Source organism: Pseudonocardia broussonetiae (assembly GCF_013155125.1).
Classification (GTDB): domain Bacteria; phylum Actinomycetota; class Actinomycetes; order Mycobacteriales; family Pseudonocardiaceae; genus Pseudonocardia; species Pseudonocardia broussonetiae.
The window spans coordinates 3,277,677-3,301,517 of record NZ_CP053564.1 but is presented as its reverse complement, the minus strand read 5'-3'; the positions used below and the strand labels follow the sequence as shown (position 1 = coordinate 3,301,517).

General features: G+C 75.8%; 21 protein-coding genes. 10 read left to right on the top strand and 11 right to left on the bottom strand.

Features of this window, described 5'->3' with window-relative positions:
- Positions 1–64: 64 nt before the first annotated feature.
- Complete coding sequence (locus HOP40_RS16340) at positions 65–574, top strand: ester cyclase (protein ID WP_240157709.1); 510 nt, start codon at positions 65–67, stop codon at positions 572–574.
- A gap of 10 nt (positions 575–584) precedes the next feature.
- Positions 585–803, top strand: a complete 219-nt coding sequence (locus HOP40_RS16335) for a hypothetical protein (RefSeq protein ID WP_172159499.1) — start codon at positions 585–587, stop codon at positions 801–803.
- On the opposite strand, the gene HOP40_RS16330 is transcribed toward HOP40_RS16335, so the two are convergent.
- The 3 genes from HOP40_RS16330 to HOP40_RS16320 form a co-directional block, all read right to left on the bottom strand.
- Positions 774–938 carry a hypothetical protein gene (locus HOP40_RS16330; RefSeq protein WP_172159497.1) on the bottom strand — a complete coding sequence of 55 codons (165 nt, stop codon included), beginning with the start codon at positions 936–938 and terminating at the stop codon, positions 774–776. The two genes, HOP40_RS16335 and HOP40_RS16330, sit on opposite strands and share 30 nt — an antisense overlap.
- Positions 939–1,005: 67 nt before the next feature.
- Entirely contained in the window at positions 1,006–1,890 is an 885-nt protein-coding gene (locus HOP40_RS16325; RefSeq protein ID WP_172159495.1) for an AAA family ATPase, read from the bottom strand.
- Positions 1,891–2,005: 115 nt separating this feature from the next.
- Positions 2,006–2,902, bottom strand: a complete 897-nt coding sequence (locus tag HOP40_RS16320; RefSeq protein WP_172159493.1) for a hypothetical protein — start codon at positions 2,900–2,902, stop codon at positions 2,006–2,008.
- Between the two features lie 163 nt (positions 2,903–3,065).
- On the opposite strand from HOP40_RS16320, the gene HOP40_RS16315 reads away from it, so the two are divergent.
- On the top strand, positions 3,066–5,216 hold the full coding sequence (locus HOP40_RS16315; RefSeq protein WP_172159491.1) for a RecQ family ATP-dependent DNA helicase: 2,151 nt from the start codon (positions 3,066–3,068) through the stop codon (positions 5,214–5,216).
- Positions 5,217–5,222: 6 nt separating this feature from the next.
- Here HOP40_RS16315 and HOP40_RS16310 read toward each other — a convergent pair whose 3' ends face one another.
- Positions 5,223–6,284: a phosphotransferase family protein gene (locus tag HOP40_RS16310; protein ID WP_205347208.1), complete on the bottom strand. Its 1,062-nt coding sequence runs from the start codon at positions 6,282–6,284 to the stop codon at positions 5,223–5,225.
- Between the two features lie 124 nt (positions 6,285–6,408).
- On the opposite strand from HOP40_RS16310, the gene HOP40_RS16305 reads away from it, so the two are divergent.
- From HOP40_RS16305 to HOP40_RS16290, 4 genes are read left to right on the top strand one after another with little or no spacing between them, the layout of a single operon-like run.
- Positions 6,409–7,437, top strand: coding sequence for an LLM class flavin-dependent oxidoreductase (locus tag HOP40_RS16305; protein ID WP_172159487.1), 1,029 nt, complete (start codon positions 6,409–6,411; stop codon positions 7,435–7,437).
- Positions 7,434–8,969, top strand: a complete 1,536-nt coding sequence (locus HOP40_RS16300; protein WP_172159485.1) for a long-chain-fatty-acid--CoA ligase — start codon at positions 7,434–7,436, stop codon at positions 8,967–8,969. Before HOP40_RS16305 ends, HOP40_RS16300 begins: the two co-directional genes overlap by 4 nt.
- A 41-nt stretch (positions 8,970–9,010) precedes the next feature.
- A complete protein-coding gene (locus HOP40_RS16295; protein WP_172159483.1) occupies positions 9,011–9,820 on the top strand; it encodes an alpha/beta fold hydrolase in 810 nt (269 codons plus the stop codon).
- 1 nt (position 9,821) lies between these two features.
- Entirely contained in the window at positions 9,822–10,565 is a 744-nt protein-coding gene (locus HOP40_RS16290) for an SDR family NAD(P)-dependent oxidoreductase (protein WP_172159481.1), read from the top strand.
- Here HOP40_RS16290 and HOP40_RS16285 read toward each other — a convergent pair.
- Positions 10,555–11,163 carry a TetR/AcrR family transcriptional regulator gene (locus HOP40_RS16285; RefSeq protein ID WP_172159479.1) on the bottom strand — a complete coding sequence of 203 codons (609 nt, stop codon included), beginning with the start codon at positions 11,161–11,163 and terminating at the stop codon, positions 10,555–10,557. The genes HOP40_RS16290 and HOP40_RS16285 overlap by 11 nt on opposite strands.
- Positions 11,164–11,263: 100 nt before the next feature.
- A complete protein-coding gene (locus HOP40_RS16280; RefSeq protein WP_172159477.1) occupies positions 11,264–12,355 on the bottom strand; it encodes an LLM class flavin-dependent oxidoreductase in 1,092 nt (363 codons plus the stop codon).
- A gap of 116 nt (positions 12,356–12,471) precedes the next feature.
- On the opposite strand from HOP40_RS16280, the gene HOP40_RS16275 reads away from it, so the two are divergent.
- Genes HOP40_RS16275 through HOP40_RS16265 form a run of 3 tightly spaced genes read left to right on the top strand, consistent with a single transcriptional unit; the run spans position 12,472 to position 15,883 of the window.
- A complete protein-coding gene (locus tag HOP40_RS16275; RefSeq protein WP_172159475.1) occupies positions 12,472–14,133 on the top strand; it encodes a PucR family transcriptional regulator in 1,662 nt (553 codons plus the stop codon).
- Between the two features lie 10 nt (positions 14,134–14,143).
- Positions 14,144–15,439, top strand: coding sequence for an acyl-CoA dehydrogenase family protein (locus HOP40_RS16270; protein WP_172159473.1), 1,296 nt, complete (start codon positions 14,144–14,146; stop codon positions 15,437–15,439).
- Between the two features lie 12 nt (positions 15,440–15,451).
- On the top strand, positions 15,452–15,883 hold the full coding sequence (locus HOP40_RS16265) for a nitroreductase/quinone reductase family protein (protein WP_172159471.1): 432 nt from the start codon (positions 15,452–15,454) through the stop codon (positions 15,881–15,883).
- A gap of 903 nt (positions 15,884–16,786) precedes the next feature.
- Here HOP40_RS16265 and HOP40_RS36430 read toward each other — a convergent pair.
- From HOP40_RS36430 to obgE, 5 genes are all read right to left on the bottom strand, one after another.
- On the bottom strand, positions 16,787–17,947 hold the full coding sequence (locus HOP40_RS36430) for a methyltransferase domain-containing protein (RefSeq protein WP_172159469.1): 1,161 nt from the start codon (positions 17,945–17,947) through the stop codon (positions 16,787–16,789).
- A 39-nt stretch (positions 17,948–17,986) separates the two neighbouring features.
- Positions 17,987–19,042, bottom strand: a complete 1,056-nt coding sequence (locus HOP40_RS16250; RefSeq protein WP_172159467.1) for a class I SAM-dependent methyltransferase — start codon at positions 19,040–19,042, stop codon at positions 17,987–17,989.
- An 86-nt stretch (positions 19,043–19,128) separates the two neighbouring features.
- Positions 19,129–21,012, bottom strand: coding sequence for an ATP-binding protein (locus HOP40_RS16245; RefSeq protein WP_172159465.1), 1,884 nt, complete (start codon positions 21,010–21,012; stop codon positions 19,129–19,131).
- A 62-nt stretch (positions 21,013–21,074) separates the two neighbouring features.
- Positions 21,075–22,208, bottom strand: a complete 1,134-nt coding sequence (proB, locus tag HOP40_RS16240) for a glutamate 5-kinase (protein WP_172159463.1) — start codon at positions 22,206–22,208, stop codon at positions 21,075–21,077.
- Positions 22,205–23,779: a GTPase ObgE gene (gene obgE, locus HOP40_RS16235; protein ID WP_172159461.1), complete on the bottom strand. Its 1,575-nt coding sequence runs from the start codon at positions 23,777–23,779 to the stop codon at positions 22,205–22,207. Before obgE ends, proB begins: the two co-directional genes overlap by 4 nt.
- Between the last annotated feature and the right edge of the window lie 62 nt (positions 23,780–23,841).

The following is a 23,841-nucleotide window of genomic DNA, read 5'->3' as shown; positions in this document are numbered from 1 at the left end:
CGTTCTCGGTGGAACCAGGATCAAATGGATTGAAGCAGGTTCCATCGTAACTCCGGGAGCGACCGTGATCAGCACCGATGTCCGCGAGGTCGCCGTCCGCTCGATCGGGCTGATGGCCCGGGGCACCCTCGCCGAGTTCGCCGAGGTCGTGCACCCCGACGCCGTCAACCGCGAGGCCGCCTCGGAGCCGCCCGCCTGCCGTGGCCGGGGCCCCGCCGCCTTCCACGCGACGGCGGAGTGGATGCGCGGGATCTTCGACGACCTGGCCTGGGAGGTCCACGAGGCGGTGGTCGACGGCGACCTGGTGGCCGTGCACACGACGATGTCGGGCCGCCAGACCGGCGTGTTCGTCGGCTACGGCGCCGACGGCCGGCCCGCGCAGGCGTTCCCGGCCAGGGGGCGGTCCTTCGCGACCACGCAGACGCACTGGCTGCGCGTGCGCGACGGGAAGGTCGTGGAGCACTGGGCGAACCGCGACGACCTGGGCACCTCGCAGCAGCTCGGCTGGACGCCCCCGTCCCCCGCGTACCTCGTGCGCGTGCTGCTGGCCACGCGCAAGGCCCGGCGGGGCTAGCCTCTCCGTCGTGGAGGCCCTGCTCACCGTCGCCGTGCTGGGTGCGCCGCTGGCCGGGCTGGTCTGGCTCGCGCGCCGCGTCCGGAACCGGGGCACCTCCGGCGGCTACTCGCTGATGGGCCCGTTCGACGAGCTGTGGCACCCGGCGGCGGTGGCCGCCCGGGTGGAGGTGCAGGTGCAGGAGGAGCGCCAGGAGCCGTCACCGGCTCCCGGCGACCGCCTCCTCTGAGGCGCGCTCCCACGCCCCGCGCCGCTGCGCGGCCAGCTCACGGCGGGCCGGGGCCCCCACGACGTCGACGACGGTCACGACCAGGGCCAGCAGCACCATCAGGGCCGCGCCCACGCACATCAGCAGGATCACCATGCGCAGAGCGTGCGCCGGTCGAGCGCTCCGGAGATCGTCCCCGGACCGGCCCGAACGTGCATTTCTCCTAGTTGAGCCGCAGCTCCGACGCCGCCTTCACGGTGTCGGACTGGTGCTTGAGCACGACGCCCAGGGTGGCGCGGACGGCGTCGTCGTCGAGGGTGTCGAGGCCCAGCGCGAGCAGGGTGCGGCCCCAGTCGATCGTCTCGGCCACGCTGGGCGACTTGCGCAGCTCCAGCGTGCGCAGCACCCGGACCGTGCGGACCAGCGCGTCGACCATCGCCTCCGTCAGCTCCGGCACCCGCGACGCCACGATGCGGCGCTCCAGGTCGGCGTCGGGGAAGTCGAGGTGCAGGAACAGGCAGCGGCGCTTGAGCGCCTCCGACAGCTCGCGGGTGGAGTTCGACGTCAGCAGCGCGAACGGGCGGCGGGTGGCGCTGATCGTGCCCATCTCCGGGACGGTCACCTGGAAGTCCGACAGCACCTCCAGCAGCAGGCCCTCGACCTCGACGTCGGCCTTGTCCATCTCGTCGATGAGCAGCACCGTCGGGTCGCTGCGCCGGATCGCGGTGAGCAGCGGGCGCGGCAGCAGGAACTCCTCGGAGAACACGTCGTCGCGCGTCTCGTCCCACGACTCCTGGCCCTGGCCCGCGGTGATCCGCAGCAGCTGCTTGGCGTGGTTCCACTCGTAGAGCGCGCGGGCCTCGTCGATGCCCTCGTAGCACTGCAGGCGCACCAGGCCCGAGCCCGTCGCCTGCGCCACGGCCTTGGCCAGCTCGGTCTTGCCGACGCCCGCGGGGCCCTCGACGAGCAGCGGCTTGCCGAGGCGGTCGGCCAGGTAGACCGTGGTGGCGACGGCGGTGGAGGCGAGGTACCCGACCCCGGCCAGCCGCTCGGCCACGTCGGCCACGGACCCGAACAGCGGCGACTGGGGAGCACTCACGCGGCCCATCCTGCCTTGAGCGCCGCCGATCCGCCCAGGGCGGCCGTCACACGTCACTGCACCGCCGTCGTGGGGTCCGCACCGCTGTTGCGGCGGCGGTGCGGACGACGAGACGGCGGTGCGGTCAGCGCGGCAGCCGGCGCGCCACCTCCGCGAAGGCGGCGAGCTCGCCCCACGTCCACCGGGTGAACCCGCGCAGGACCGTGCGCATGGCGTCCTCGCGGCGCTTCTCGGCCACGACGACGTCCGCCGCCTGCTGCCCGGTCCGTCCGTACTTCACGAGACCGTCGAACTCCCCCGCCCACCCGTGCTCCGGCCAGCCGAAGTCGGCCGTGCCGAGCACCACGCCGCCGGGCGAGCGCACCTCCCACTGCAGCACCGGCGTCGCCACACCGAGCCGGGCCATCGCCACCCGGCTGCGCGACTCCCCCGGGCTGTCGGCACCCGGGTCGGCGAACGCGACGGCGCGGCGCGCCGCCGGGACGCCCGGCCAGCGGGGCATCCGCGCGAGCACGGCCTGCAGCTCCTCGCGGGTGACCAGGTGCCGGCGCAGCGCCGCGTCGAGGACCACGACGGCCTGCTCGAACGCTGACGTGCGGGCGACGTCGGCGAGCGTCCGCGCCACCGACGTCGCGCGGACGCCGCCGACCTCGCAGACGTCCTCCGCGCGGAGCGGGGCGGTGTGGACGTGCAGCCGCCCGGTGCGCACGGCGCTCGTGCGCCGCGGGCGGGTCGTGTGGACGCGGTCCAGCGCGATGGCCCAGACCGGCAGGCCGTGCAGCACGGCCGCGGACACGTGGCTGACGACCGCGTCGGCCGCGACCCGCGGGACCGCGGCGGCGACGAGCAGGGCGTGCCGGTCCTCGGGACGGCGCAGGCGGGGGTCTGCGGGGTCGGCGTACGCGCCGCGGGCCAGCACGGCCAGCCCGCCGGTGCGGCGCAACCGGCGCAGCTCGTGATCGGTGACGCCGGCGGCGAGCAGGCCGGGCCTCAGCAGGGGCCCGGAGAGCGGGAGGTCCACCGGCGCAGCATGCGCGGGGCACCACGTCGTCCGTGGCCGTTCCGCAGATCCCCTCCACCGCACCGCCGCCCTGGGCACCGCACCGCCGTCGGAGCGGCGGTGCGGACGCGGCAACGGCGGTGCGGTGCCCGGACTGTCGGACCCCTGGTGAACCATCGACGCCATGACCACCACCGAGCAGGACCTGCGCGCCCGGGCCGAGGAGGTCCTCACCACCCTCGCCGGGCCGGAGGCGCGGCTGCGCGAGGACCAGTGGACGGCGATCCACGCGCTCGTCGCGGAGCGGCGGCGGGCGCTGGTGGTGCAGCGCACGGGGTGGGGCAAGTCCGCGGTGTACTTCGTGGCCACCGCGCTGCTGCGCGAGCAGGGCGCGGGCGCCACGGTGATCGTCTCCCCGCTGCTCGCGCTGATGCGCAACCAGATCGACGCCGCCGCGCGGGCCGGGATCCGCGCGGCCACGGTCAACTCCGCCAACACCGCCGACTGGGAGCGCACCTACGCCGCGGTCGAGGCCGGGGAGGTCGACGTGCTGCTGGTCAGCCCGGAGCGGCTCAACAACCCCGACTTCCGCGACCGCGTGCTCCCCCGGCTCACCGCGTCGGCGGGGATGCTCGTCGTCGACGAGGCGCACTGCGTGTCCGACTGGGGCCACGACTTCCGCCCCGACTACCGCCGCCTGCGCGCGCTGATCGCCGAGCTGCCCGACGGCATCCCGGTGCTCGCCACCACGGCCACGGCCAACGACCGCGTGGTCGTCGACGTCACCGAGCAGCTGGGGTTGGCGGCGGGTGAGCCGCTGGTGCTGCGCGGCTCGCTCGACCGCGAGAGCCTGCGGCTCTCGGTCGTCACGCTCCGCACGGCGGCCGACCGGCTGGGCTGGCTCGCCGCGCAGATGGACGCACTGCCGGGCGCCGGCATCGTCTACACGCTCACGATCCAGGCGGCCGAGGAGGTCGCGGAGTTCCTGCGCGAGCGCGGCCACCCGGTCGCCTCCTACACCGGCAAGACCCCGCCCGAGGAGCGCCTCGCCGCGGAGGGCGACCTGCTGGCCAACCGCGTCAAGGCGCTGGTGGCCACGTCGGCGCTGGGCATGGGGTTCGACAAGCCCGACCTCGGCTTCGTCGTGCACCTGGGCGCACCCGCGTCGCCGGTGGCCTACTACCAGCAGATCGGCCGCGCCGGCCGCGCCGTGGAACGCGCCGAGGTGGTCCTGCTGCCCGGCCACGAGGACCAGGACATCTGGCGCTACTTCGCCTCCCTGGCGTTCCCGCCCGAGCCCGTCGTGCGCCAGACGCTGGCCGTGCTCGGCGACGAGCCGCTGTCCACCGCCGCCATCGAGACGCGCGTCGACCTCTCGCGCACGCGGCTGGAGATGCTGCTCAAGGTCCTCGACAGCGACGGCGCGGCGAAGCGGGTCAAGGGCGGGTGGGTCGCCACCGGCCGGGACTGGGTCTACGACGAGGAGCGCCACCGCCGGATCGCGCAGGCCCGCAAGGCCGAGCAGCAGGCGATGCTCGACTACCTCGCCACCGACCGCTGCCGGCTCGTGTTCCTGCGCGAGCAGCTCGACGACCCGGGCGCCGCCCCGTGCGGGCGCTGCGACGTGTGCGCGGGCACGGCGTGGAGCACCGACGTCGACGCCGGGGCGGCCGAGGCGGCCGCCGAGCGGATCGCGCGCCCGGGCGTCGAGGTGGCGCCCCGCAAGCAGTGGCCCACCGGCATGGCCGAGCTCGACGTGCCCGCGTCCGGGAAGATCCCGGCCGGCGAGCTGGCCGGCACCGGCCGGGTGATCGGGCGCCTGTCCGACATCGGCTGGGGCACCCGGCTGCGCGAGCTGCTCGACCCCACCCCGCCCGCCGACGACGAGTTCGGGCCCGACGTCGACCCGGAGACCGGCGAGGCCGTCAGCGGTACCGACCTCCCCGTGCCCAAGGACGTGCTCGACGCCGTCGTGCGCGTGCTCGCCGGGTGGGGCTGGGAGGAGCGACCGGTCGGGGTCGTCGGCATCGGCTCGCGCACCCGCCCGCACCAGCTCGAGCACCTGGCCCGCCGGATCAGCGAGATCGGCCGCCTCCCCCTGCTCGGCACGCTCGTGCCGGCCGGGCCGCGGCCCGGCGCGCACGCCAACTCGGCGCAGCGGCTCGCCGCGGTGTGGCACGGGTTCGAGGAGCCGTCGTTCGCGCTGCCCGACGGGCCGGTCCTGCTCGTCGACGACCTCATCGACTCGGGCTGGACGATGACGGTCGCCGCCCGGCTGCTGCGCCGGGCCGGGGCCGGGTCGGTGCTGCCGTTCGCGCTGGCGCAGTCGGGGTGAGCCGGGTCAGACGCCGGCCACCGAGGCGGCCCGCTCCAGCAGGTCGACGGCGTTGCGGTGCAGCCGGTCGCCGACCGCGCGGTCGGCCTGCCCGGCCTGCGCGCGGGCGTGCGTGCCCTCGATGACGATGGCGAGCTTGAAGCCGGCGAGGACGGTGTACCAGTCGAGCGCGGAGAGGTTGCGGTCGCTGCGGGCGCCGTAGTGGGCGGCCAGGTCGGCGGGGGCGGGCAGGCCGCCCAGCGCGGCCAGCGCGCCCCCCGCGATCGGGTCGGCGAACCCGTCGGGCCAGGTGACGAGCAGCCAGCCGAGGTCGAGCAGCGGGTCGCCGATGGTGCACATCTCCCAGTCGACGACGGCCGCCACGCGCGGCGCGTCGAGCGCGAGCAGCACGTTGTTGAGGTGGTAGTCGCCGTGCACGATGCCGGGCCGCCCGTCGGGCGGGCGGTGGTCGGTGAGCCAGCGGGCCAGCGCGTCGACGTGCGGCAGGGTGGAGCCGGGGTAGCCCTCGATCCGGTCGTAGGACGCCAGGTGCTCGACCCAGCGCGGCACCTGCCGGGCCAGGAACCCCTCGGGTCGACCGAGGTCGCCGAGCCCGACGGCCTCGTGGTCGAGGGCGGCGAGGCGGGCCAGCGCGGCCGCCGTGTCGAGCGCGGCGGCGTGCCGGGCGGCCGGGTCGGTGGCGCAGACGCCGCGGATCCCGTCGCCCGGGTTGATCCCGTCGACGGCCTCCATCAGGTAGAACACGACGCCGCCGAGCACCGACTCGTCGTCGCAGCCCAGGACGAACCCGGGGTGCGGCACGTCGGAGCCGGCGAGCGCGGCCAGCACCCGCATCTCGCGGCGGAGCACGCCGTTGCTGGAGGGGCGCGGGTGCTCGGGCGGGCGGCGCAGCACGAGGTCGCGCCCCGCCCACGTCATCCGCAGCACGATGTTCTGCGTGCCGCCGCCGATCCGCCGCACGTCCTCGACCGGGCCGTCGGGCAGGCCGCACTCCGCGCCCCAGCGGACGACGGCGGCGAGGTCGACGACCTCCGGGGGGAGCCAGTCGGGCTGGGCCGTGGTCGTCACGCCCGCCACCGTATCGGCGGCGCCGGGCGCGGGCCGGGCACCGGGAGCGCGGCGTTGGTGGAGTCGACAACGGCCCGCACCCGGCGGTCGTGACACGCGCCACAGGGGCGGCCACGCTGCGGGCATGACCGAGCAGAGCGCGGCGAGCGGCCCGACCTTCGGACTCTGGTACGACTTCCGCAACCCCGACCCCGACCGGCCGTTCAGCTCCTTCTACGCGGAGGTCCTCGACCAGATCGCGTGGGCCGAGCAGCGCGGCCTGGACTCGGCCTGGCTCACCGAGCACCACTTCTGCGCCGACGGCTACAGCCCCTCGCCGTTCGTGCTGGCCTCGGCGATCCTGCAGCGGACCTCGCGGATGCACGTCGGGACGAACCTCATCGTGTCGCCGCTGCACGACCCGGTGCGACTGGCCGAGGACTCCGCGACGCTGTCGCTGCTCTCGGGCGGGCGCTTCGACCTCGGCGTCGGCCAGGGCTACTGGGTGCGCGAGTTCGAGGCGTTCGGCAAGCAGGTCCGCCAGCGGCCGAGCCTGCTGGAGGAGGGCGTCGAGGTCATCCGGCGCGCGTGGTCGGGATCGGCCGAGGGCTTCGCGGGCAAGCGGTACACGCTGCCGCCCGTCGCCGTCACGCCCGTGCCCGAGCGCACGCCGCAGCTGCTGGTGGGGGCCATGGCCGACGTCGCGATCGAGCGCGCCGCCCGCATCGCCGACGGCTTCCTCAGCACCCAGAACGCCCACCACGCCACCTACCTCGCCGCCGTCGAGCGGACCGGCGGGTCGGTGGCCGACGCGAGGATCTACGCCGGGCAGTGGTCGATCATCGCCGAGGACCCGGAGGAGGTCTGGTCGCGGATCGGGAAGCACGCGCTCTACCAGCTCAACGAGTACATCTCCTGGGGCGCGTTCGGCCCGCCGGACGACGTCCCGCGCTTCGCCGACCCCGCCCAGATCCTGGAGGCGGGCGCCTACCGGCTGATGGACGCCGAGACGGCCGTGACCGAGCTGACCGACATGCTGCGCGCCTGTCCGCAGATCAAGGACGTGCACTTCTGGGCGCAGCTGCCCGGCGAGCCCGTCGACTCGGGGTCCGAGCGGATCGCGTACCTGGCCGACAAGGTGGTGCCGGCCGTGCGGGAGCGGCTGGCGGGATGAGCGAGCTGCTCGTCACCGACTTCCTGGAGCGCGCGCGGCGCCACCACCCGCGCCGCGCGATCGTCGGCTACGACGACGGCGCCGAGGTCGTCCGCTACGACTACGGCGCCTACGCGGCACGGGTGTCGCGGCTGGCCGGGGCGCTGCGCGCGCTCGGGGTCCGGCCGGGCGACCGCGTGGCGAGCCTGTCCTGGAACCACCACCGCCACCTCGAGCTGTACGCCGCGGTGCCGCTGGCCGGGGCCGTCCTGCACACGCTCAACCTGCGCCTCTCGGCAGAGGAGATCGCCTACATCGCCGGCCACGCCGACGACCGGCTGATCCTCGCCGATCCCGACCTCGTGGGCCTGCTCGACGGCGTGCACCCGGAACTGGGCGTCATCGACACCGGCGACGCCTACGAGGCGCTGGTCGCGGCCGGGCCGGAGCTCACCGAGCCGCCGCCGCGCTCCGAGCACGACCTCGCCGTCCTCTGCTACACCTCGGGCACCACGGGCCGGCCCAAGGGCGTCGGCTACACCCACCGCGGGCTCGTCCTGCACACCTTCGCCGCCTGCCTCGCCGACGGCCACGCGATCTCCGCGCGCGACACCGTCCTGCACGTCGTGCCGCTGTTCCACGCCAACGGCTGGGGCGTGCCGTTCGCGGCGACGATGGCCGGGGCGGCGCAGGTGCTGCCCGGCCCGCACCCGACCGTCGCGCAGATCGCCGACATCATCGCCCGCGAGCGCGTCACCTACGTCGGGATGGTGCCGACCGTCGCCGTCGACCTGCTCGACCACGTCCGCACCCACGGCGGCGACCTGTCGAGCCTGCGGGCGCTGGTGCTCGGCGGGTCGACGCCCCCGCTGGACCTGGTCCGCGGCCTCGACAAGCTCGGCGTGCCGGTCTTCCAGGGCTGGGGGATGACCGAGATCTCGCCGATGGCGACGTTCACGCGGCCGCCCGCGCCGATCGAGGACGCCGAGGAGCGGTACCGCGACACCCGCACCCAGGGCAGGCTGCTGCCCGGGCTGCGGTGGCGGATCGTCGACGACGCGGGGCACGAGCTGCCCTGGGACGGCACGGCCGTCGGCGAGCTGCACGTCCGCGGCCCGTGGGTGGCCACGTCCTACTACCTCGGGGAGGCGCCCGACCGGTTCGACGACGGCTGGCTGCGCACCGGGGACGTCGCGACGATCGACGGGCAGGGCCGGCTGCACGTCGTCGACCGCACCAAGGACCTCATCAAGAGCGGCGGCGAGTGGATCAGCTCGGTGGCCCTGGAGCAGGCGCTGCTGGCCGACCCGGACGTCGCCGACGCCGCGGTGGTGGCGGTGCCCCACCACCGCTGGCAGGAGCGGCCGCTGGCGGTCGCGGTGCTGCGCCCGGGCGCGGGCGCCACCGGGGCGGAGCTGCTCGCGCGGCTGGAGGAGCGCGTACCGCGCTGGTGGCTGCCCGAGGAGGTGCTGGTGGTGGACGCGCTGCCGCGGACCAGCGTGGGCAAGACCGACAAGCGGCGGCTGCGCAGCCGGTACGCCGGACGCACCTGACCCGACCACGAACCCGATCACGACGACGAAGGAGGCAGGACATGGCGTTCCTCGAGGTGGAGGACGGCAAGCGGGTCTACTACGAGCACCACGCGGGCGCGGGTCGCCCGGTGGTCCTCGTGCACGGCTGGGGCGTGACCTCGCGCTGCTGGGACACGACGCTGCCCGCGCTGCGCGCCGCGGGCCACGCGGTGGTGACGTTCGACCACCGCGCCTGCGGGCGGTCGGACAAGGACTTCGCCGACACCTCGATCGCGGCGATCGCCTCCGACGTGGTCGCGCTCGTCGAGCACCTCGGGCTGCGCGCGCCGGTGCTGAACGGCTGGTCGCTGGGCGGCGCGGTCGCCACCGAGGCCGCGGCCCGGCTGGGTTCGAACATCAGCGGCCTGGTGCTGACCGGTGGCGCCACGCCGCGGTACACGTCGGCGGAGGGGTGGCCCTACGGCGGCACGCCCGCCGACGTCGAGGGCGTGCTCGCCGGGCTGGCCGCCGACCGGGCGTCGACGTTCCGGGCGGTGGCGGGCGCGGTCTGCGTGAAGCCGGTCGGGGCCGACGTCGTCGAGTCGATGTGGCTGCAGTTCATGGAGTCCGGCCCCCGCGCCGACGACACGCTGCGCGACCTCGCCGGCATCGACCAGCGCGAGATCCTGCCGGAGCTGCCGTGCCCGGTGCTGCTGCTGTGCGGGCGCGAGGACGGGTTCGTGTCCTTCGACGGCGTGAGCGCGTCCCGCACGCTCTTCCGCGACGCCCGGCTGGTCGAGTTCGGCGGGGTCGGGCACGCGCCGTTCGCCGAGGACGGCGAGACCTACCGCACCGAGCTGCTCTCCTTCGTCGGCGGGCTGCCGGACTGACATGGGTCGCACGTGGGTGGTCACGGGGGGATCCCGCGGGATCGGGCGCGCGGTCGTCGACCGCGCGCTCGCCGCGGGCGACGCGGTCTACGTGCTGGCCCGGTCGGCGGCGCGGGCGGGGTGGCCGGCCGGGGGGCGGGTCGTGCCGGTGCCCGTCGACGTGGCCGACCCGGAGTCGGTGGCGGCCGCGTTCGCGCGGGTCCGGGAGGGCACCGGCTCCGTCGACGTGCTCGTCAACTCCGCGGGGGTGCACCGCGGCGGGCTCATCGAGCAGGTCGGCGACGCCGCCTGGAACGAGGTGCTCGCCACCAACCTGACCGGCGCGTTCACCGTGGTCCGGGCCGCGCGTCCGCTGCTCGCGGCGGGCTCGTCGGTCGTCAACATCGGGGCGGTGGTCGGGCTGCGGGGCTTCGCGGGCGACGTCGCCTACGGCTCGGCGAAGGCCGGGCTGTCCGGGCTGACGCAGACGCTCGCGATGGAGTTCGCGCGCGACGGCGTCCGGGTCAACCTGGTCGTGCCCGGGTTCGTGGAGACCGACATGACCGACGGCATCCCGCCCGCCGCGAAGGCGCGCATCATGGCCGGCATCCCGCTGGGGCGCCCCGCGCGGGCCGAGGAGATCGCCGACGTCGTGTGGTCGGTGGCGGGGTCGTCGTACATGACCGGTTCGACGGTCGCGGTCGACGGCGGGCTGCTCGCCTCGTTCGGCGCGCCGGCGGGGCGGCCGAGGACCGTCAGGGAGTGAGCTGGCGCACCGCGAGGGAGGCGTAGCGGTCGGCGATCTCGTCGATCGTGAGCCGTCCGGCGGGGTCGAACCACTCGTTGAGCCCGTTGATCATGTCCAGGATCGCGAGGCTGACCAGCCGCGGGTCGTCGCAGTCGAACTCGCCGGCGCGGACGCCGTCGGCCAGGTGCTGCGCGATCCGGTGCTGGTAGCGGCGGCGGTAGACCTGCACCTCGTCGAACCGGTCGGGCGAGAGCGCCCGCAGCTCGCGCGCGGCGACCCACCAGGCGTCGCGGTTGTCGGCGATGTGGCGGACGTGCCCCCGCACGAGCCGGACGAGCCGCTCGCGGTGCGTGCCGGGGCCGTCGAGGATCGGGAGCTGGTCGGCGATCAGGTCGCGGTCGACGACGAAGATCGCCTCGAGGAGCAGCTCCTCCTTGTTGCGGAAGTGGTGGTAGAGCGAGGCGGCCTGCATGTCGGCGGCCTCGGCGAGGGTGCGCATGCCGACGCCGTGGTAGCCGCGCTCGCGGAACAGGCGGCTGGCCAGCGCGACGAGCTCCGCGCGCCGGGCGCCGCCGCGGCGGGCCGGGGGCGTCTCGCGCTCCTCGGCGGTGGTCATCCCCGGTCCTTCCGGTCGTGGTGGCGCGGGACCCGGTGCGCCGGGGCGCACCAGGATCCCACCCCGGGACGGGCGGCGGTCACCGCCCGCCCCGCGACCGTCAGGCCGGTACGGCGGTCTTGACGCCCATCTTGTGCAGCTCGGGCACGACCTTCTCGGCGAACAGCTTGAGGCTCGCGCGCACCTTGTCGAACGGCAGCCCGGCGAACGAGGGCGCGACGTTGGGCTGGTGGTCGCCGAACAGCTCCACGCGGTGGCGGTACTTCTCCACGATCTGCTCGGGCGTGCCCCAGATCTGGGTGTCGGCGTAGCCCGCGCCGGCCGCCTCCATGCCCGCCTCGCGGATCATGTCGGCGCCGGACTGGTAGGCCTCGTAGCCCTTGGTCTCGCGCCAGTGCTTCCCCGCGAAGTCGTAGTGCTTGATGACGGAGAGGAAGTAGCGGCTCAGGTGCTCGCGGGCGGTCTGCTCGGCGACCTCGGCGTCCTCGTGGCAGTAGATGAAATCCTGGGTGAGGACCGGGCCCGGCTCGCGGTGGTGGGTCTCGCGGTAGACCTCGCGGTAGCGCTCGATGGCCGGCACGTGCATCTCCGCCGGGTACTGCATGAACGTCATCATCCGGGCGCCGAGCTTGGCGACGGCGGGCACCGAGTCCGGCGACATCGCGACGCCGTAGATCCGGTCGGCCCACTGCGTGCCGGCCTCCGGGCCGGGGCGGACGTCGACCCGCGGCTGCACGTAGATCGGGCCGTCGTTCTCGACGTAGCCGTTCTCCAGCCCGCGGATGATCAGCTCGGCGGCCTCGTCGAACCGGCCGCGCGAGGTGTTCATGTCGACGCCGAAGCCCTCGTACTCCATCTTCGCGAGGCCGCGGCCCATGCCGAACAGGGTGCGCCCGTTGGACAGGATGTCGAGCATCGTGACCTTCTCGACGACCCGCAGCGGGTCGTTCCACGGCAGGATCACCGCGCCCGTGCCGAGCTTGATCCGGCTGGTCCGCGCCGCGAGGTAGCTCATCAGCTGCAGGTTGTCCGGGCACATCGAGTAGTCGTCGAAGTGGTGCTCGGCGGCCCAGACCGAGTCGAAGCCGTACTCCTCGGCCAGCACGCCCAGCTCGGCCTCCTGGCGGAACATTTCGCCGTCACTGAGGTTCTCGTGCCAGTTCTGGAAGACCAGCAGTACACCGACGTCCATGGGGGTGTCCTTTCCCGACAGATCGAGCCCAGGGGCTTGCCTAACGATCGTTAGGGCTGTCACGGTAGTGCGGTTGCTCACACGGGGCAAGCACACCGACGGAGGTGACCGGACGCATGCCGAGCCCGACGGCGGTCGACCCGGTCGCGCCCGCAGCCCCGACGCCGGGGGCGGACCCGGTGCTGTCGTTCCTGGTCGGGGCCGTGCGCGACCGCCTGCGCCTGGCCCGCTGCGCCGTGCTCCTCGGCGAGGACGGGGGCGCGTCCGCCGGTGACGGCGACGTCTCCCCCGCCGCCCGCGCCGCCCTGCGCGACCGCGTCACCGTGCGGGACGCGGGTGCGCTGGCCGTGGCGCTGCGGGTCGGCGGCGAGGTGCGCGGGGTGCTGGAGCTGGTGCCCGGCCCCGTCGACGGGCCGGACCTGGCGGGCGCCGTCGCGCTGGCGGAGGCGGCGCTCGGGCGGTGCGCGCGGCCGTCCCTCCCCGATCCCCTGCGCTCGCTCCCGGCCCGGCTCTCCCGCGCGGTGCTCGGCGGCGCCGAGCCCGACGACGTCGTCGCGCTGCTGGCCGAGCTGCTCGGCCGGCCCGTCGCCCTGCTCGGCCCCGACCTGCGCGTCCGCACCTGGGCGGCGCCGCCCGTGCTGCACCTGGTCGAGCCGCCCGCCCTGCCGGCCGCACTGCCCGCCGCCGCGGCCGGGGAGCTCGACGCGCTCGGCCCCGACCGGCCGTCGACGGTGCTGCTGCCCCGTCCGCTGTCCGGGCTCACCCGCCGCCACCTCGTCGCGGTGCTCGTCGCCGAGGGCGCGACCGCGGGCTACCTCGACCTGATCGAGATGGGGCGCCCGCTGGCCCCCGCCGAGACCCCGCTCGCCGAGCACGCCGCGACGCTGCTGTCGCTGCAGGTCCTGGGCGAGACCCGGCGGCTGCGGGCTGCCGCGCTCGCCCGCGACGACGTGCTGGCCGACCTGCTGCTCGGCTCCCGCGGGGGCAGTCCCCGGTCTCTGGACGACCTGCGCCGCCTCGCCGCGCACGTCGGCCTGGACCTGACGCGCCCGCAGCTCGTCGTCCGCCTGCCGGTGGCACCGCACCGCTCCCCCGCCGCGTGCCGCGACGCCGTCGCCGACGCGCTCGCGCCCGTCCTCGACGGGCCGCCGCCCGCCCACGCCGGGCCCGACGACGTCGTCCTGCTCGTCGCGCTGCCCGCCGACGCCGACCCGTCGGCGCTGCGGCGGGTGCACGCGGCCCTGCGGACCGGCCTGGACGCGGTGGCCCGGCACACAGGCGTCCGGCGGGCGGTGGTGTCGGGCGTCTGCCACGACCTGCCCGACCTCCCGCCCGCGCTCGCCGAGACCCGGGAGGTCGACCGGATCGTCGACGCGCTGGGCGGGCGCGCCGACGTCGTCGCGGTCACCGAGCTGTCGACGCTGCGGCTGGTCGTCAACGGCGACCGGGCGGACGTCGCCCTGCGCTTCGCCGAGCAGTGCCTCGGGCCGCTGCGGCGGAGCGACGAGACGGGTGGCGGCGACCTCGTCGAGACGCTGCGGCGCTACCTCGACTGCGGCGCGCAGGTCCGCGCGACGGCGAAGGCGCTGGGCGTCCACGAGAACACCGTGCGGTACCGGCTCGGGCGTATCGAGCACGTCACGGGCATGGACGTCCGCCGCTTCGACACCCTGCTCGCCGCGCAGCTCGCGTTCCAGGTCGAGGGGCTCGGAGCCGGCCTGGAGACCTCCACAACCGCCGCGGCCGACGCGGTTGCCGCCCGCGGCGCCCGCTCCTAGCGTCGCGACGATGTGGGACTTCGAGACCGAGCCCGGCTACCAGCGCGACCTGGACTGGGTCGACGCGTTCGTGCGCGACGAGGTCGAGCCGCTCGACCTCGTCCTCGGCGACCCCTACGACAAGACCGACGAGCGGGCGCGGCGGCTGGTCCGCCCGCTGCAGGACCAGGTGCGCGAGCGCGGGCTGTGGGCGTGCCACCTGCGTCCCGAGCTCGGCGGCCAGGGCTACGGGCAGGTGCGCCTGGCCCTGCTCAACGAGCTGCTCGGGCGCTCGCGCTGGGCGCCGTCGGTGTTCGGGTGCCAGGCGCCCGACTCGGGCAACGCCGAGATCCTCGCCCGCTACGGCACCGAGGAGCAGAAGGCGCGCTACCTGCAGCCGCTGCTCGACGGCGAGATCTCGTCGTGCTACTCGATGACCGAGCCGCACGCCGGGGCCGACCCGACGCTGTTCACGACCCGCGCGGTCCGCGAGGGCGACGAGTGGGTGATCGACGGCGAGAAGTGGTTCTCCTCCAACGCCCGGCACGCCGCGTTCCTGCTGGTCATGGTCGTGACGAACCCCGAGGCCGGGCCGCACCGCAGCATGTCGATGTTCATCGTGCCGGCCGGCGCCCCGGGGCTGGTGAACGTCCGCGACGCCGGGATCGGCACCGAGTCCCCCGAGCACTCCAGCCACGGCTACCTGCGCTTCACCGGCGTGCGGGTGCCGGCGGAGAACCTGCTCGGCGAGCCCGGTGAGGCGTTCGCGATCGCGCAGACCCGCCTGGGCGGCGGGCGGATCCACCACGGCATGCGGACCATCGCGCAGATGCGGCGCGCCTTCGACCTCATGACCGAGCGCGCGGTCTCGCGCACCACCCGGCACGGGCGCCTCGCCGACATGCAGTCGACGCAGGACAAGATCGCCGAGAGCTGGATCGACATCGAGCAGTTCCGGCTGCTCCTGCTGCGCACGGCGTGGCTGATCGACCGGCACCAGGACTACCGGGCCGTGCGCAAGGACATCGCGGCGGTGAAGGTCGCGATGCCGCGGGTCTACCACGACGTCGTGCAGCGGGCGATGCACCTGCACGGGGCGCTGGGGATCTCCAACGAGATGCCGTTCTCGGCGATGATGGTCGACGCGCAGGTGATGGCCACCGCCGACGGCCCCACCGAGGTGCACCGCCAGACCCTCGCGCGCCAGGTGCTGCGCGACGTCGCCCCCGGAGAGCCGCTGTTCGGCTCGGGCCACCTCCCCACCCGCACCGAGGCGGCCCGGCGCCACGTCGCCGCCCGGCTCGAGCACGAGGTCGCCGCGCTCTGACAACATCGGGGAATGCCCGCCGACTTCGTGCTCAAAGCCATGAACACCGCGCACCGCCTGCTGGTGAAGGTCACCGGCGGCCGGGTGGGCTACGACGCCATGGGCATGGACGTGGTCGAGCTGACGACCGTGGGCCGCAAGTCCGGCGAGCCCCGCTCGGTGATGCTCACCGTGCCGCTGCACGAGGACGGCCACCCGGTGGTCGTGGCCTCGCGCGGCGGCGACGACCGCCACCCCGCCTGGTTCCACAACCTGCGCGCCCGGCCGGAGGTGGAGGTCTCGGTCAAGGGCGGCCCCCGCACCCCGATGACCGCCCGCGTCGCCTCGCCGGAGGAGCGGGCGCGGATGTGGCCGCAGATCGCGGGGAAGTACCGCAACTACGCGGGCTACCAGCAGCGGACGGAGCGCGAGATCCCGCTGGTGGTGCTGGAGCCGCGAGCCTGACGCCCGCCACCCCTCCCGCCCCTCCCGCCCCCGCCCCCCGCCCTCCCCGCCAGTCCCTCCCCACCCTGCCCCCGCCCCGCCCCCGCCCCGCCCCGCCCCGCCCCGCCCCGCCCCGCCAGAACTTTGCAGCAAGGCCACCTTGTGGACGCTTCATGGCATGAAGGTGGCCTTGCTGCAACGGGGGACGGGTCGCGTTCCGCGGAACGCACGGATCGGCGGTCGGCGCATCCCTCCGGGGTGACAGCTGCCGAGGAGCGGCCCGGTGATGCCGCCAGCCGCACCTCACGGTCCTCACCGCGACGGGTGTTGTGCGGTTCGCGGTCGATCCGCGTTCCGCGGAACGCGACCTGCGCGCGACGGCAGCGTTCCGCGGAACGCACTCGACGTCGGCAGTCCGCCCCGCCAGGACTTGCAGCAAGGCCACCTTGGGGACGCTTCCCGTCATGAAGGTGGCTCTGCTGCACCGGGGTCAGGGCTGCGCTTCCCGCCGACCTCCCGGCCTGCGTTCCGCGAAACGCGATCCACTCCGCGTCGGCAGCGTTCCGCAGAACGCACGGATCGGCGGTCGGCGCATCCCTCCCGCATGACGGCTGCCGAGCACCGGCCCGGTGATCACCGTCGACCGCACCTGACGGGGGTCCGAGCAGCCGTGGTGTGCGTCCGGCGACGACCACCACCGCGGCGATCACCACGCACCGCACCTCACGGTCCTCACCGCGACGGTGCTGTGCGGTTCGCGGTCGGTTCGCGTTCCGCGGAACGCGACCTGCTCCGTGGCGACTGCGTCCCGCGGAACGCACTCGACGTCGGCAGCCCTCCCCGCCCGAACTTGCAGCAAGGCCACCTTGTGGACGCTTTACGTCATCAAGGTGGCCTTGCTGCAACAGGGAGTGGGGCGCAGGGCTACCGCGCCAGCTCCAGCAGCAGGTGGTTGTGCGCCGTCCGCACGACCCGTGAACCCGACGGCGGATCGCCGAGCCCCGGCACCACCACCACCCTCCAGTCCGGTCCACCCGGCGAGCCGGCCGCGCTCCACGCCCGCAGCGCCGATCCCAGCCGCCGGCCCACCTCGGCACCCTCCGACCCGAACACGTGCACCCGCGCCCCCGCCCCGGGCACGACGGCGGCCACGCCCGCGGGCTCCACCAGCACCAGTGCCGGCGAGTCGAGACCCGGTGGCGGCTCGGCGGCCGGCAGCAGGCGCCCCGCACCCGGCTCGGTCAGCGCGAGCCACAGCCCGAACCCGTCCCACAGGTCGGCGCGGCCCAGGGAGACCGGCGGGCCGGAGGCTCCGCGGGGGTCGGCCAGCACCGCCGCCACCGCCTCGGCGTCCACCCGCGGGCCGTCGGAGGGCACCAGCAGCGACCCCACCCCGGGCACCTCGACCGCCCCCTCGTCGACCGCGCCCATCCCCCGCAGCCGGATGAACCCGCAGCTGCGCACGGAGTGGCTGCGCAGCACGCCGTCGGGGCCGAGGTCCAGCGCGGTCGAGAGCTGGGTGCCGCGCACGGCCAGCGGCAGCAGCAGCCGCCCGCCCGGCGCGAGCTGCTCCACCCAGGCCGGCCAGACGTCGTCGCTGCCGACGGTCAGCACGATCCGGTCGTAGGGCGCGCCGTCGGGGACGCCCAGCACCCCGTCGCCGCTGCGCAGCCGCACGTCGGTGACGCCCGCCGCGGCGAGGTGCCGGCCGGCGGAGTCGACGAGGTGCGGGTCGATGTCGACGGTCGTGACCGACCCGGTCGGCCCGACGATCCGCGCCATCAGCGCGGCGTTCCAGCCCGTGCCGGCGCCGATCTCGAGCACGCGCATCCCCGGCCGCAGGTCGAGCTGCTCCAGCATGATCGCCACCATCGACGGCTGCGACGCCGAGCTGGTCGCCACCCCTTCGACGTGCTGCACCGCGATCGCGTCGTCGGCGTAGGCGGTCTCGACGGTGGCGTCGGGCAGGAACAGGTGCCGCGGCACCGACCGGAACGCGTCCTCGACGGCCGGGCTGCGGATGCGGCCCGACGCCCTCAGCGCATCGACGAGAGCGGCGCGGGCGACGTCCTCGGCGGCGGGCACCCCACCGAGTCTGCCGCTCCGCGCCGATCACGCAACCCGCTAGGGCCGTATCTCGTAGACGTGGTTGAAGGGGGTCTCGGCCGCGCGCCGGAACCGGGTGAAGCCCGCGTCGGTGGCGACCTGGCGGATCGCGGCCTCGCCGGCCTGCGCGCCGAGCGCGTAGCCGCCGGGCTGCGACAGCCCGTTGGGGACGCACAGGAACGTCGACGCCGAGTAGTACAGCCGGCCCACCGGGTTCATGTTGTCCTCGGGCCGGTCGGCCGCCGCGGGCTCGACCACCATCCAGGTGCCGTCGTCGGCCAGCGCCCCGCGCACGTGCTGCGCGGCACCGAGCGGGTCGCCCATGTCGTGCAGGCAGTCGAAGGAGGTGACGAGGTCGTAGCCGGTGCCGGTGAACGTCTGCGCGGACGCCTCCTCGAAGCCCACGCGCGACGCCACACCGGCCTCGGCCGCGGCCTTGCGCGCCCGCTCGATCGACGGGCCGTGGTAGTCGGAGCCGACCAGCCGCGCGCGCGGGTAGGCCTGCGCGAGGAGCACCGTCGACGCCCCGAGGCCGCAGCCGATGTCGGCGACGGCGGCCCCGTCGATGAGCTTGTCCACCACGCCGTCCAGGGCGGGCAGCCAGTTCGTCGTCAGGTTCGCCAGGTAGCCGGGCCGGAAGAACAGCTCGGTGCCGATGAAAAGGTCCTCGTGGTGCTCGTGCCAGCCGACGCCCTCGCCCGTGCGGAACGCCTGCGTGATCGCCGGCTCCGACCGGAGCATCGCCAGCGCCAGGACGAACGCCCCGGGCAGGTACACCGGGCCGTTCGGGTCGGTCAGGGCGAAGGCCTGCTCCTCGGTCATCGAGAACGCGCCGGTGGCGGCGTCGTACTCGACGTAGCCGCCGGCGGCCTGGCCGCGCAGCCACTCGGTGAGGTAGCGCGGGTGGCACCCGGTGCGCCCGGCGAACTCCTCGGGCGTGGCGGGACCCTGAGCCAGGGCCGCGTAGAGGCCGAGCCGATGCCCGACGACCACGTTCCCGGCGGCGGCCGTCGCACCCATGTCCCCCACGAACTTGCCCAGCAGGTCCATCAGCCTGCCCTCGTCGACGGCCATCCCGGCGCTCCCGTCCTCCCGGGCGGCGCGCCGGGCGGACGGCCCGCCGGTCACGCTCGCCGCGCGCCACCCTCGGCCGGAGTGTTTCACCGCTGTCGCAGCCGGACCGCAACCTCGCGTGGCCGCACCGGCCCGGCGCGCGGCCCGGCGAGGACGGACGCGTGGTCGGCGGCCCGCACCGCGACGGGCGTCGAGGCGCGCAGGACCTCGTGGACGACCTCGTTCGCGAACGCGTAGGAGCGCCCGGCCGGCACGAGCAGCCCCGCGTCGGCGGCCCGCTGGCACCTCCGCGCGGCGACGTGCGGGGCGACGGCGAGCACGCCGGCCAGGACGAGGGGGTCGACGACGTCGCCGAGCACCGCCCCCGCGCGCAGCAGCTCCTCGACGCCGGCACCGAGGCGTCGGGCGCGCGCGAGCACGACGGCCCGCACCACCTCCGGCACGCCGCGCTCCCCCGCGGCCCGGCGGCGCAGCTCCTCGACGACGAGCAGCGTGTGCCCGCGGGTGCGGCGCAGCACCTCCGGGGCCCGCGCGCCCTGCCCCGCGTCCGCGGCCAGCACCGCCACCGCCTCGGCGGGCAGCGGGCCCAGGTCGATCCGGTCGACGAGGCCCCCGAGGGCGTCCCAGACGGCCGTGCCCTCCTCCGGGCGCACCGTGGCGAGGACCAGCAGCCGCGAGCGGCCCCGGTGCCGGGCCAGGAAGTGCAGGAACTCGACGGTCGCCGGGCCCGCGTCGTGCAGGTCGTCGAGCACGAGCAGCGTCGGCCGCAGCGCCGCCATGCCGCGCAGCGCCGCCGCCACGACCTCGTAGGCCCGCCGCACCGCGACGTCGGCCGGATCGGGGCCGGCGGCCGGGCCCACCGCGTCGGCGAGGTCGGGGAACAGCCCGGCGAGCGCGGCCGCCCGCGGGCCGGCCAGCTCCCGCAGCCGCGCCACCGGCAGCCCCGCCAGCGCCGGCCCGAGCCCGTCGACCAGCGGCTGCAGGAACATCCGGCGCTCGCTGCGGAAGCACCGCGCGCCGACGACCTGCCCGCCGGTGGCCCGCACGACGGCCTCGACCTCGGCCACCAGCCGCGTCTTGCCGATGCCGCACTCGCCGACCACCAGCACGACGCCGCCCTCGCCCCCGGTGGCGGCCGCCCAGGCGCGGGTCAGCGCGGCGATCTCGCCCGACCGCCCCGGGAGCGGCCGGGAGGTCGGCACCGCGACCGGGCGCGCGGCGGGCGGCCCGGCGTCGGCCAGCACGGCGAGGTGCAGGGCGCGGGTCTCCGGGGCGGGGTCGACGCCCAGCTCCTCGGCCAGCTCGGCTCGCAGCCTCTCGAACTCCGCGAGCGCCCGCGCGGGCTCGCCCGCGGAGCGGTGCGCGGCCATGAGCAGGCGGTGCGCGGTCTCGTCGAACCGGTCGGCCGCGACGGCCGCGGCGGCGATCCCGGCCGCGCCGACGGGGTCGGCGGCCTCGAGCAGCGCCCGCGCGGTGGCGTGGCGCGCCGCGCGCAGGAGGGCGCCGTGGCCGGTGCGGACGTCGCGGACCCACGCCGCGTCCGGCTCGCCGGCCAGCGCCGGACCGTCGCCGAGCAGGTCGCAGGCGCGGCGACCGGCTGCGGCGGCCAGCCGCGGGTCACCGCGCGTCCGGCACTCGCCCACGAGCCGCGCCGCCTCGTCGACGTCGACGTGGATCGCGGGCGGGCGGCCCAGCCGGTAGCCGTGCGGGCCGCCCTGCACCGCGTCGGGCCCCAGCGCCGCCCGCAGCCGGCTCACGAGCGTGGCGACCGCGCGGGGTGGCCGTGCCGGCGCGCCGGCCGGCCAGAGGACCTCGACGATCGTGTCGACGGGAACCGGCCCGCCCCCGCGGGCGGCGAGCAGCGCCAGCAGTGTGCGGGCCTTCCGACCGCACACTGCCGTCCCGGAACCCGGAGCACCGTCCCGCAGCACCTCGACGGGCCCGGCCAGCCGGACCGTCGGCCCGCCCATCCGGAGAGGGTAGCGACGCCGGGACCCGCCGCGGGAGGGCCGGACGGCCCATCCCGGCGTCCCTAGGGGCCGGTGAGCGGCACCAGGTCGTCGGCGTGGACGACCTCCCGGCGCTGCTCGGGGGCCAGGTCGCGGCTGCGGCGCCCGATCAGGGCGGGCAGCTCGGCGGCGTCGAACCCGACCACCCCGCGCGCGACGACCGTGCCGTCGGCCCCCACGAGGTCGACGACGTCGCCCGCCACGAAGTCGCCGGAGGTGCCGTGGATGCCGGCCGCGAGCAGCGAGCGCCGCTTGCCGATCACCGCGGCGACCGCGCCCTCGTCGAGGTCCAGGCGCCCGCGGACGTCGGCGGCGTGGCGCAGCCAGAACCGCCGGGCCGACATCCGCCGACCCGACGGCCGGAACGCGGTGCCCACCTTCGGGCCCGCCGGATCGAGCGCGTCGGCGACGTCCTCGGCCGCGGCCAGCAGCACCGGGATCCCCGACGCCGACGCCATCGCCGCCGCGGTGATCTTCGTGGCCATCCCGCCGCGGCCCAGGCTGCCCTGCCCGGGGGCCGCGATCCGCACCGCGTCGAGCTCGTCGGGCGCCCCGACCTCGGGGATCAGCGCCGACCCCGCGCGGCGGGGGTCGCCGTCGTAGAGGCCGTCGACGTCGGAGAGCAGGACGAGCGCGTCGGCGCCGATCAGGTGCGCGACCAGCGCGGCGAGGCGGTCGTTGTCGCCCACCCGGATCTCGTCGGTGGCCACCGTGTCGTTCTCGTTGACGACCGGCAGCACGTCGAGCCCGAGCAGGCGCTCCAGCGTGCGCTGGGCGTTGCGGTAGTGCGCGCGCCGGATCATGTCGTCGGCGGTGAGCAGCACCTGCCCGATCGCGCGGCCGTGCCGGGCGAACGACGCCGCGTAGGCCTGCGCGAGCAGCAGCTGGCCGACGGCGGCCGCGGCCTGCTGCGTGGCGAGGTCGCGGGGGCGCCTCGTCAGCCCGAGCGGCGCGAGGCCGGCCGCGATGGCCCCGGAGGAGACGAGCACGACCTGGCTGCCGGCCGCGCGGCGGGCGGCGAGGGCGTCGACGAGCCGGTCGAGCCTGGCGGGGTCGAGCCCGCCCGACAGGGACGTCAGCGACGACGACCCGACCTTGACGACGACCCGCCGCGCCGCGCCCAGCAGCGCCCGGGGCGCGGGCGCGGCGCCCGTCATCGGGTGGAGGGCGGGGCGGCCTCGGCCGGGCGGGCGTCGTCCCAGACGCCCTCGTCCCAGGCGTCCTCGCGCTCGGCGGCGGCGAGGCGGTCGCGCTCGTCGGCCGCCTCCGCCTCGGCGCGCTCCTCGGCCAGCTCCGCGTCGGTGCGGTGCAGGCGGCGCGCGTTGCGGGCGACCTTGCGCTCGGAGGCGGGGATGCGGTCGTCGGTCTCCAGGCGCCGGTCGGTGCCGCGCCCGGACATGAGGACCGAGACCCCGGCCGGGGTGGTCGGCTCCCAGTCGAACGTGACGTCGCCGATCGTGACCGGCGAGCCGCGGTGCGCCCCGGCCCGGGCCAGCGCGTCCTCGACGCCGAGGCGGGCGAGGCGGTCGGCCAGGTAGCCGACGGCCTCGTCGTTGTCGAACGACGTCTGGCGGATCCAGCGCTCGGGCCGCGCGCCGAGCACGAGGAACCCGCCCTCGTTCTCCGGGTCGGGCTCGATCGTGAACCCGGCGTCGTCGACGGCGGTGGGCCGCAGCACGATCCGGGTGGCCTCGACGACCGGCTGGGCGGCGCGGAACGCCGCGACCTCCTCGGCCATCGCGAACGTCAGCTCGCGCAGGCCCGCGTGGCTCGCCGTGGAGATCGGGAACACGCGCCAGCCGAAGCGCTCGTGCAGGTCGGCGGCGACGATGTCGGCCATGTCGCGGGCGTCCGGGACGTCGATCTTGTTGAGCGCGATCAGCCTGGGCCGGTCGGACAGCTCGCCGCCCAGCGCGGGCGTGTACTGCGCGAGCTCGTCCTCCAGCGCCTGCACGTCGGCGGCCGGGTCGCGGCCGGGCTCGAACGTGGCGCAGTCGACGACGTGCACGAGCACCGAGCAGCGCTCGATGTGACGCAGGAAGTCCAGGCCCAGGCCGCGGCCCTGCGAGGCGCCGGGGATGAGCCCGGGCACGTCGGCGACGGTGAAGACCTCGGAGCCCGCGGTGACGACCCCGAGCTGCGGGACGAGCGTGGTGAACGGGTAGTCGGCGATCTTCGGCCGGGCCGCCGACAGCGCCGCGACCAGGGACGACTTGCCCGCGGACGGGAACCCGACCAGGCCGACGTCGGCCATCGAGCGCAGCTCCAGCACGAGGTCGCGCTGCTCGCCGGGCTCGCCGAGCAGGGCGAAGCCGGGCGCCTTGCGCGCGGCGGAGGCCAGCGCGGCGTTGCCCAGCCCGCCGCGACCGCCCTCGGCGGCGACGAACCGCGTGCCGGGCCCCACCAGGTCGGCGACGATCTCGCCGTCCTCGGAGAACACGACCGTGCCGTCGGGCACGAGCATCTCGACGTCCTCGGCGTTGGCGCCCGCCTTGAACCCGCCCTGCCCCTGCTTGCCGTTGCGCCCCATCGCGTGCGGGCGGTGGTGGAAGTCCAGCAGCGTGTGCACGCCGGGGTCGACGACGAGCACGATCGACCCGCCGCGCCCGCCGTTGCCCCCGTCGGGACCGCCCAGCGGCTTGAACTTCTCGCGGTGCACCGAGGCGCAGCCGTTGCCGCCCGCCCCCGCCGTGGCGTGCAGCACCACGCGGTCCACGAACCTCGACATCGACCTACTCCTTCAACAGACGAACGGCGGGCCACCCCCAGGGCGGCCCGCCGTCGTCAGGA

Excerpts from the sequence above, each read along its gene's own strand:
- HOP40_RS16290 (WP_172159481.1), top strand. The coding sequence starts at position 9,822 with ATGGGTCGCACGTGGGTGGTCACGGGGGGATCCCGCGGGATCGGGCGC.
- HOP40_RS16325 (WP_172159495.1), bottom strand. The coding sequence starts at position 1,890 with ATGGGCCGCGTGAGTGCTCCCCAGTCGCCGCTGTTCGGGTCCGTGGCC.
- HOP40_RS16265 (WP_172159471.1), top strand. The coding sequence starts at position 15,452 with ATGCCCGCCGACTTCGTGCTCAAAGCCATGAACACCGCGCACCGCCTG.
- HOP40_RS16250 (WP_172159467.1), bottom strand. The coding sequence starts at position 19,042 with ATGGCCGTCGACGAGGGCAGGCTGATGGACCTGCTGGGCAAGTTCGTG.
- HOP40_RS16330 (WP_172159497.1), bottom strand. The coding sequence starts at position 938 with ATGGTGATCCTGCTGATGTGCGTGGGCGCGGCCCTGATGGTGCTGCTG.
- HOP40_RS16270 (WP_172159473.1), top strand. The coding sequence starts at position 14,144 with ATGTGGGACTTCGAGACCGAGCCCGGCTACCAGCGCGACCTGGACTGG.
- HOP40_RS16280 (WP_172159477.1), bottom strand. The coding sequence starts at position 12,355 with ATGGACGTCGGTGTACTGCTGGTCTTCCAGAACTGGCACGAGAACCTC.
- HOP40_RS16295 (WP_172159483.1), top strand. The coding sequence starts at position 9,011 with ATGGCGTTCCTCGAGGTGGAGGACGGCAAGCGGGTCTACTACGAGCAC.
- HOP40_RS16305 (WP_172159487.1), top strand. The coding sequence starts at position 6,409 with ATGACCGAGCAGAGCGCGGCGAGCGGCCCGACCTTCGGACTCTGGTAC.
- obgE (WP_172159461.1), bottom strand. The coding sequence starts at position 23,779 with ATGTCGAGGTTCGTGGACCGCGTGGTGCTGCACGCCACGGCGGGGGCG.
- HOP40_RS16315 (WP_172159491.1), top strand. The coding sequence starts at position 3,066 with ATGACCACCACCGAGCAGGACCTGCGCGCCCGGGCCGAGGAGGTCCTC.
- HOP40_RS16245 (WP_172159465.1), bottom strand. The coding sequence starts at position 21,012 with ATGGGCGGGCCGACGGTCCGGCTGGCCGGGCCCGTCGAGGTGCTGCGG.
- proB (WP_172159463.1), bottom strand. The coding sequence starts at position 22,208 with ATGACGGGCGCCGCGCCCGCGCCCCGGGCGCTGCTGGGCGCGGCGCGG.
- HOP40_RS16285 (WP_172159479.1), bottom strand. The coding sequence starts at position 11,163 with ATGACCACCGCCGAGGAGCGCGAGACGCCCCCGGCCCGCCGCGGCGGC.
- HOP40_RS16275 (WP_172159475.1), top strand. The coding sequence starts at position 12,472 with ATGCCGAGCCCGACGGCGGTCGACCCGGTCGCGCCCGCAGCCCCGACG.
- HOP40_RS16300 (WP_172159485.1), top strand. The coding sequence starts at position 7,434 with ATGAGCGAGCTGCTCGTCACCGACTTCCTGGAGCGCGCGCGGCGCCAC.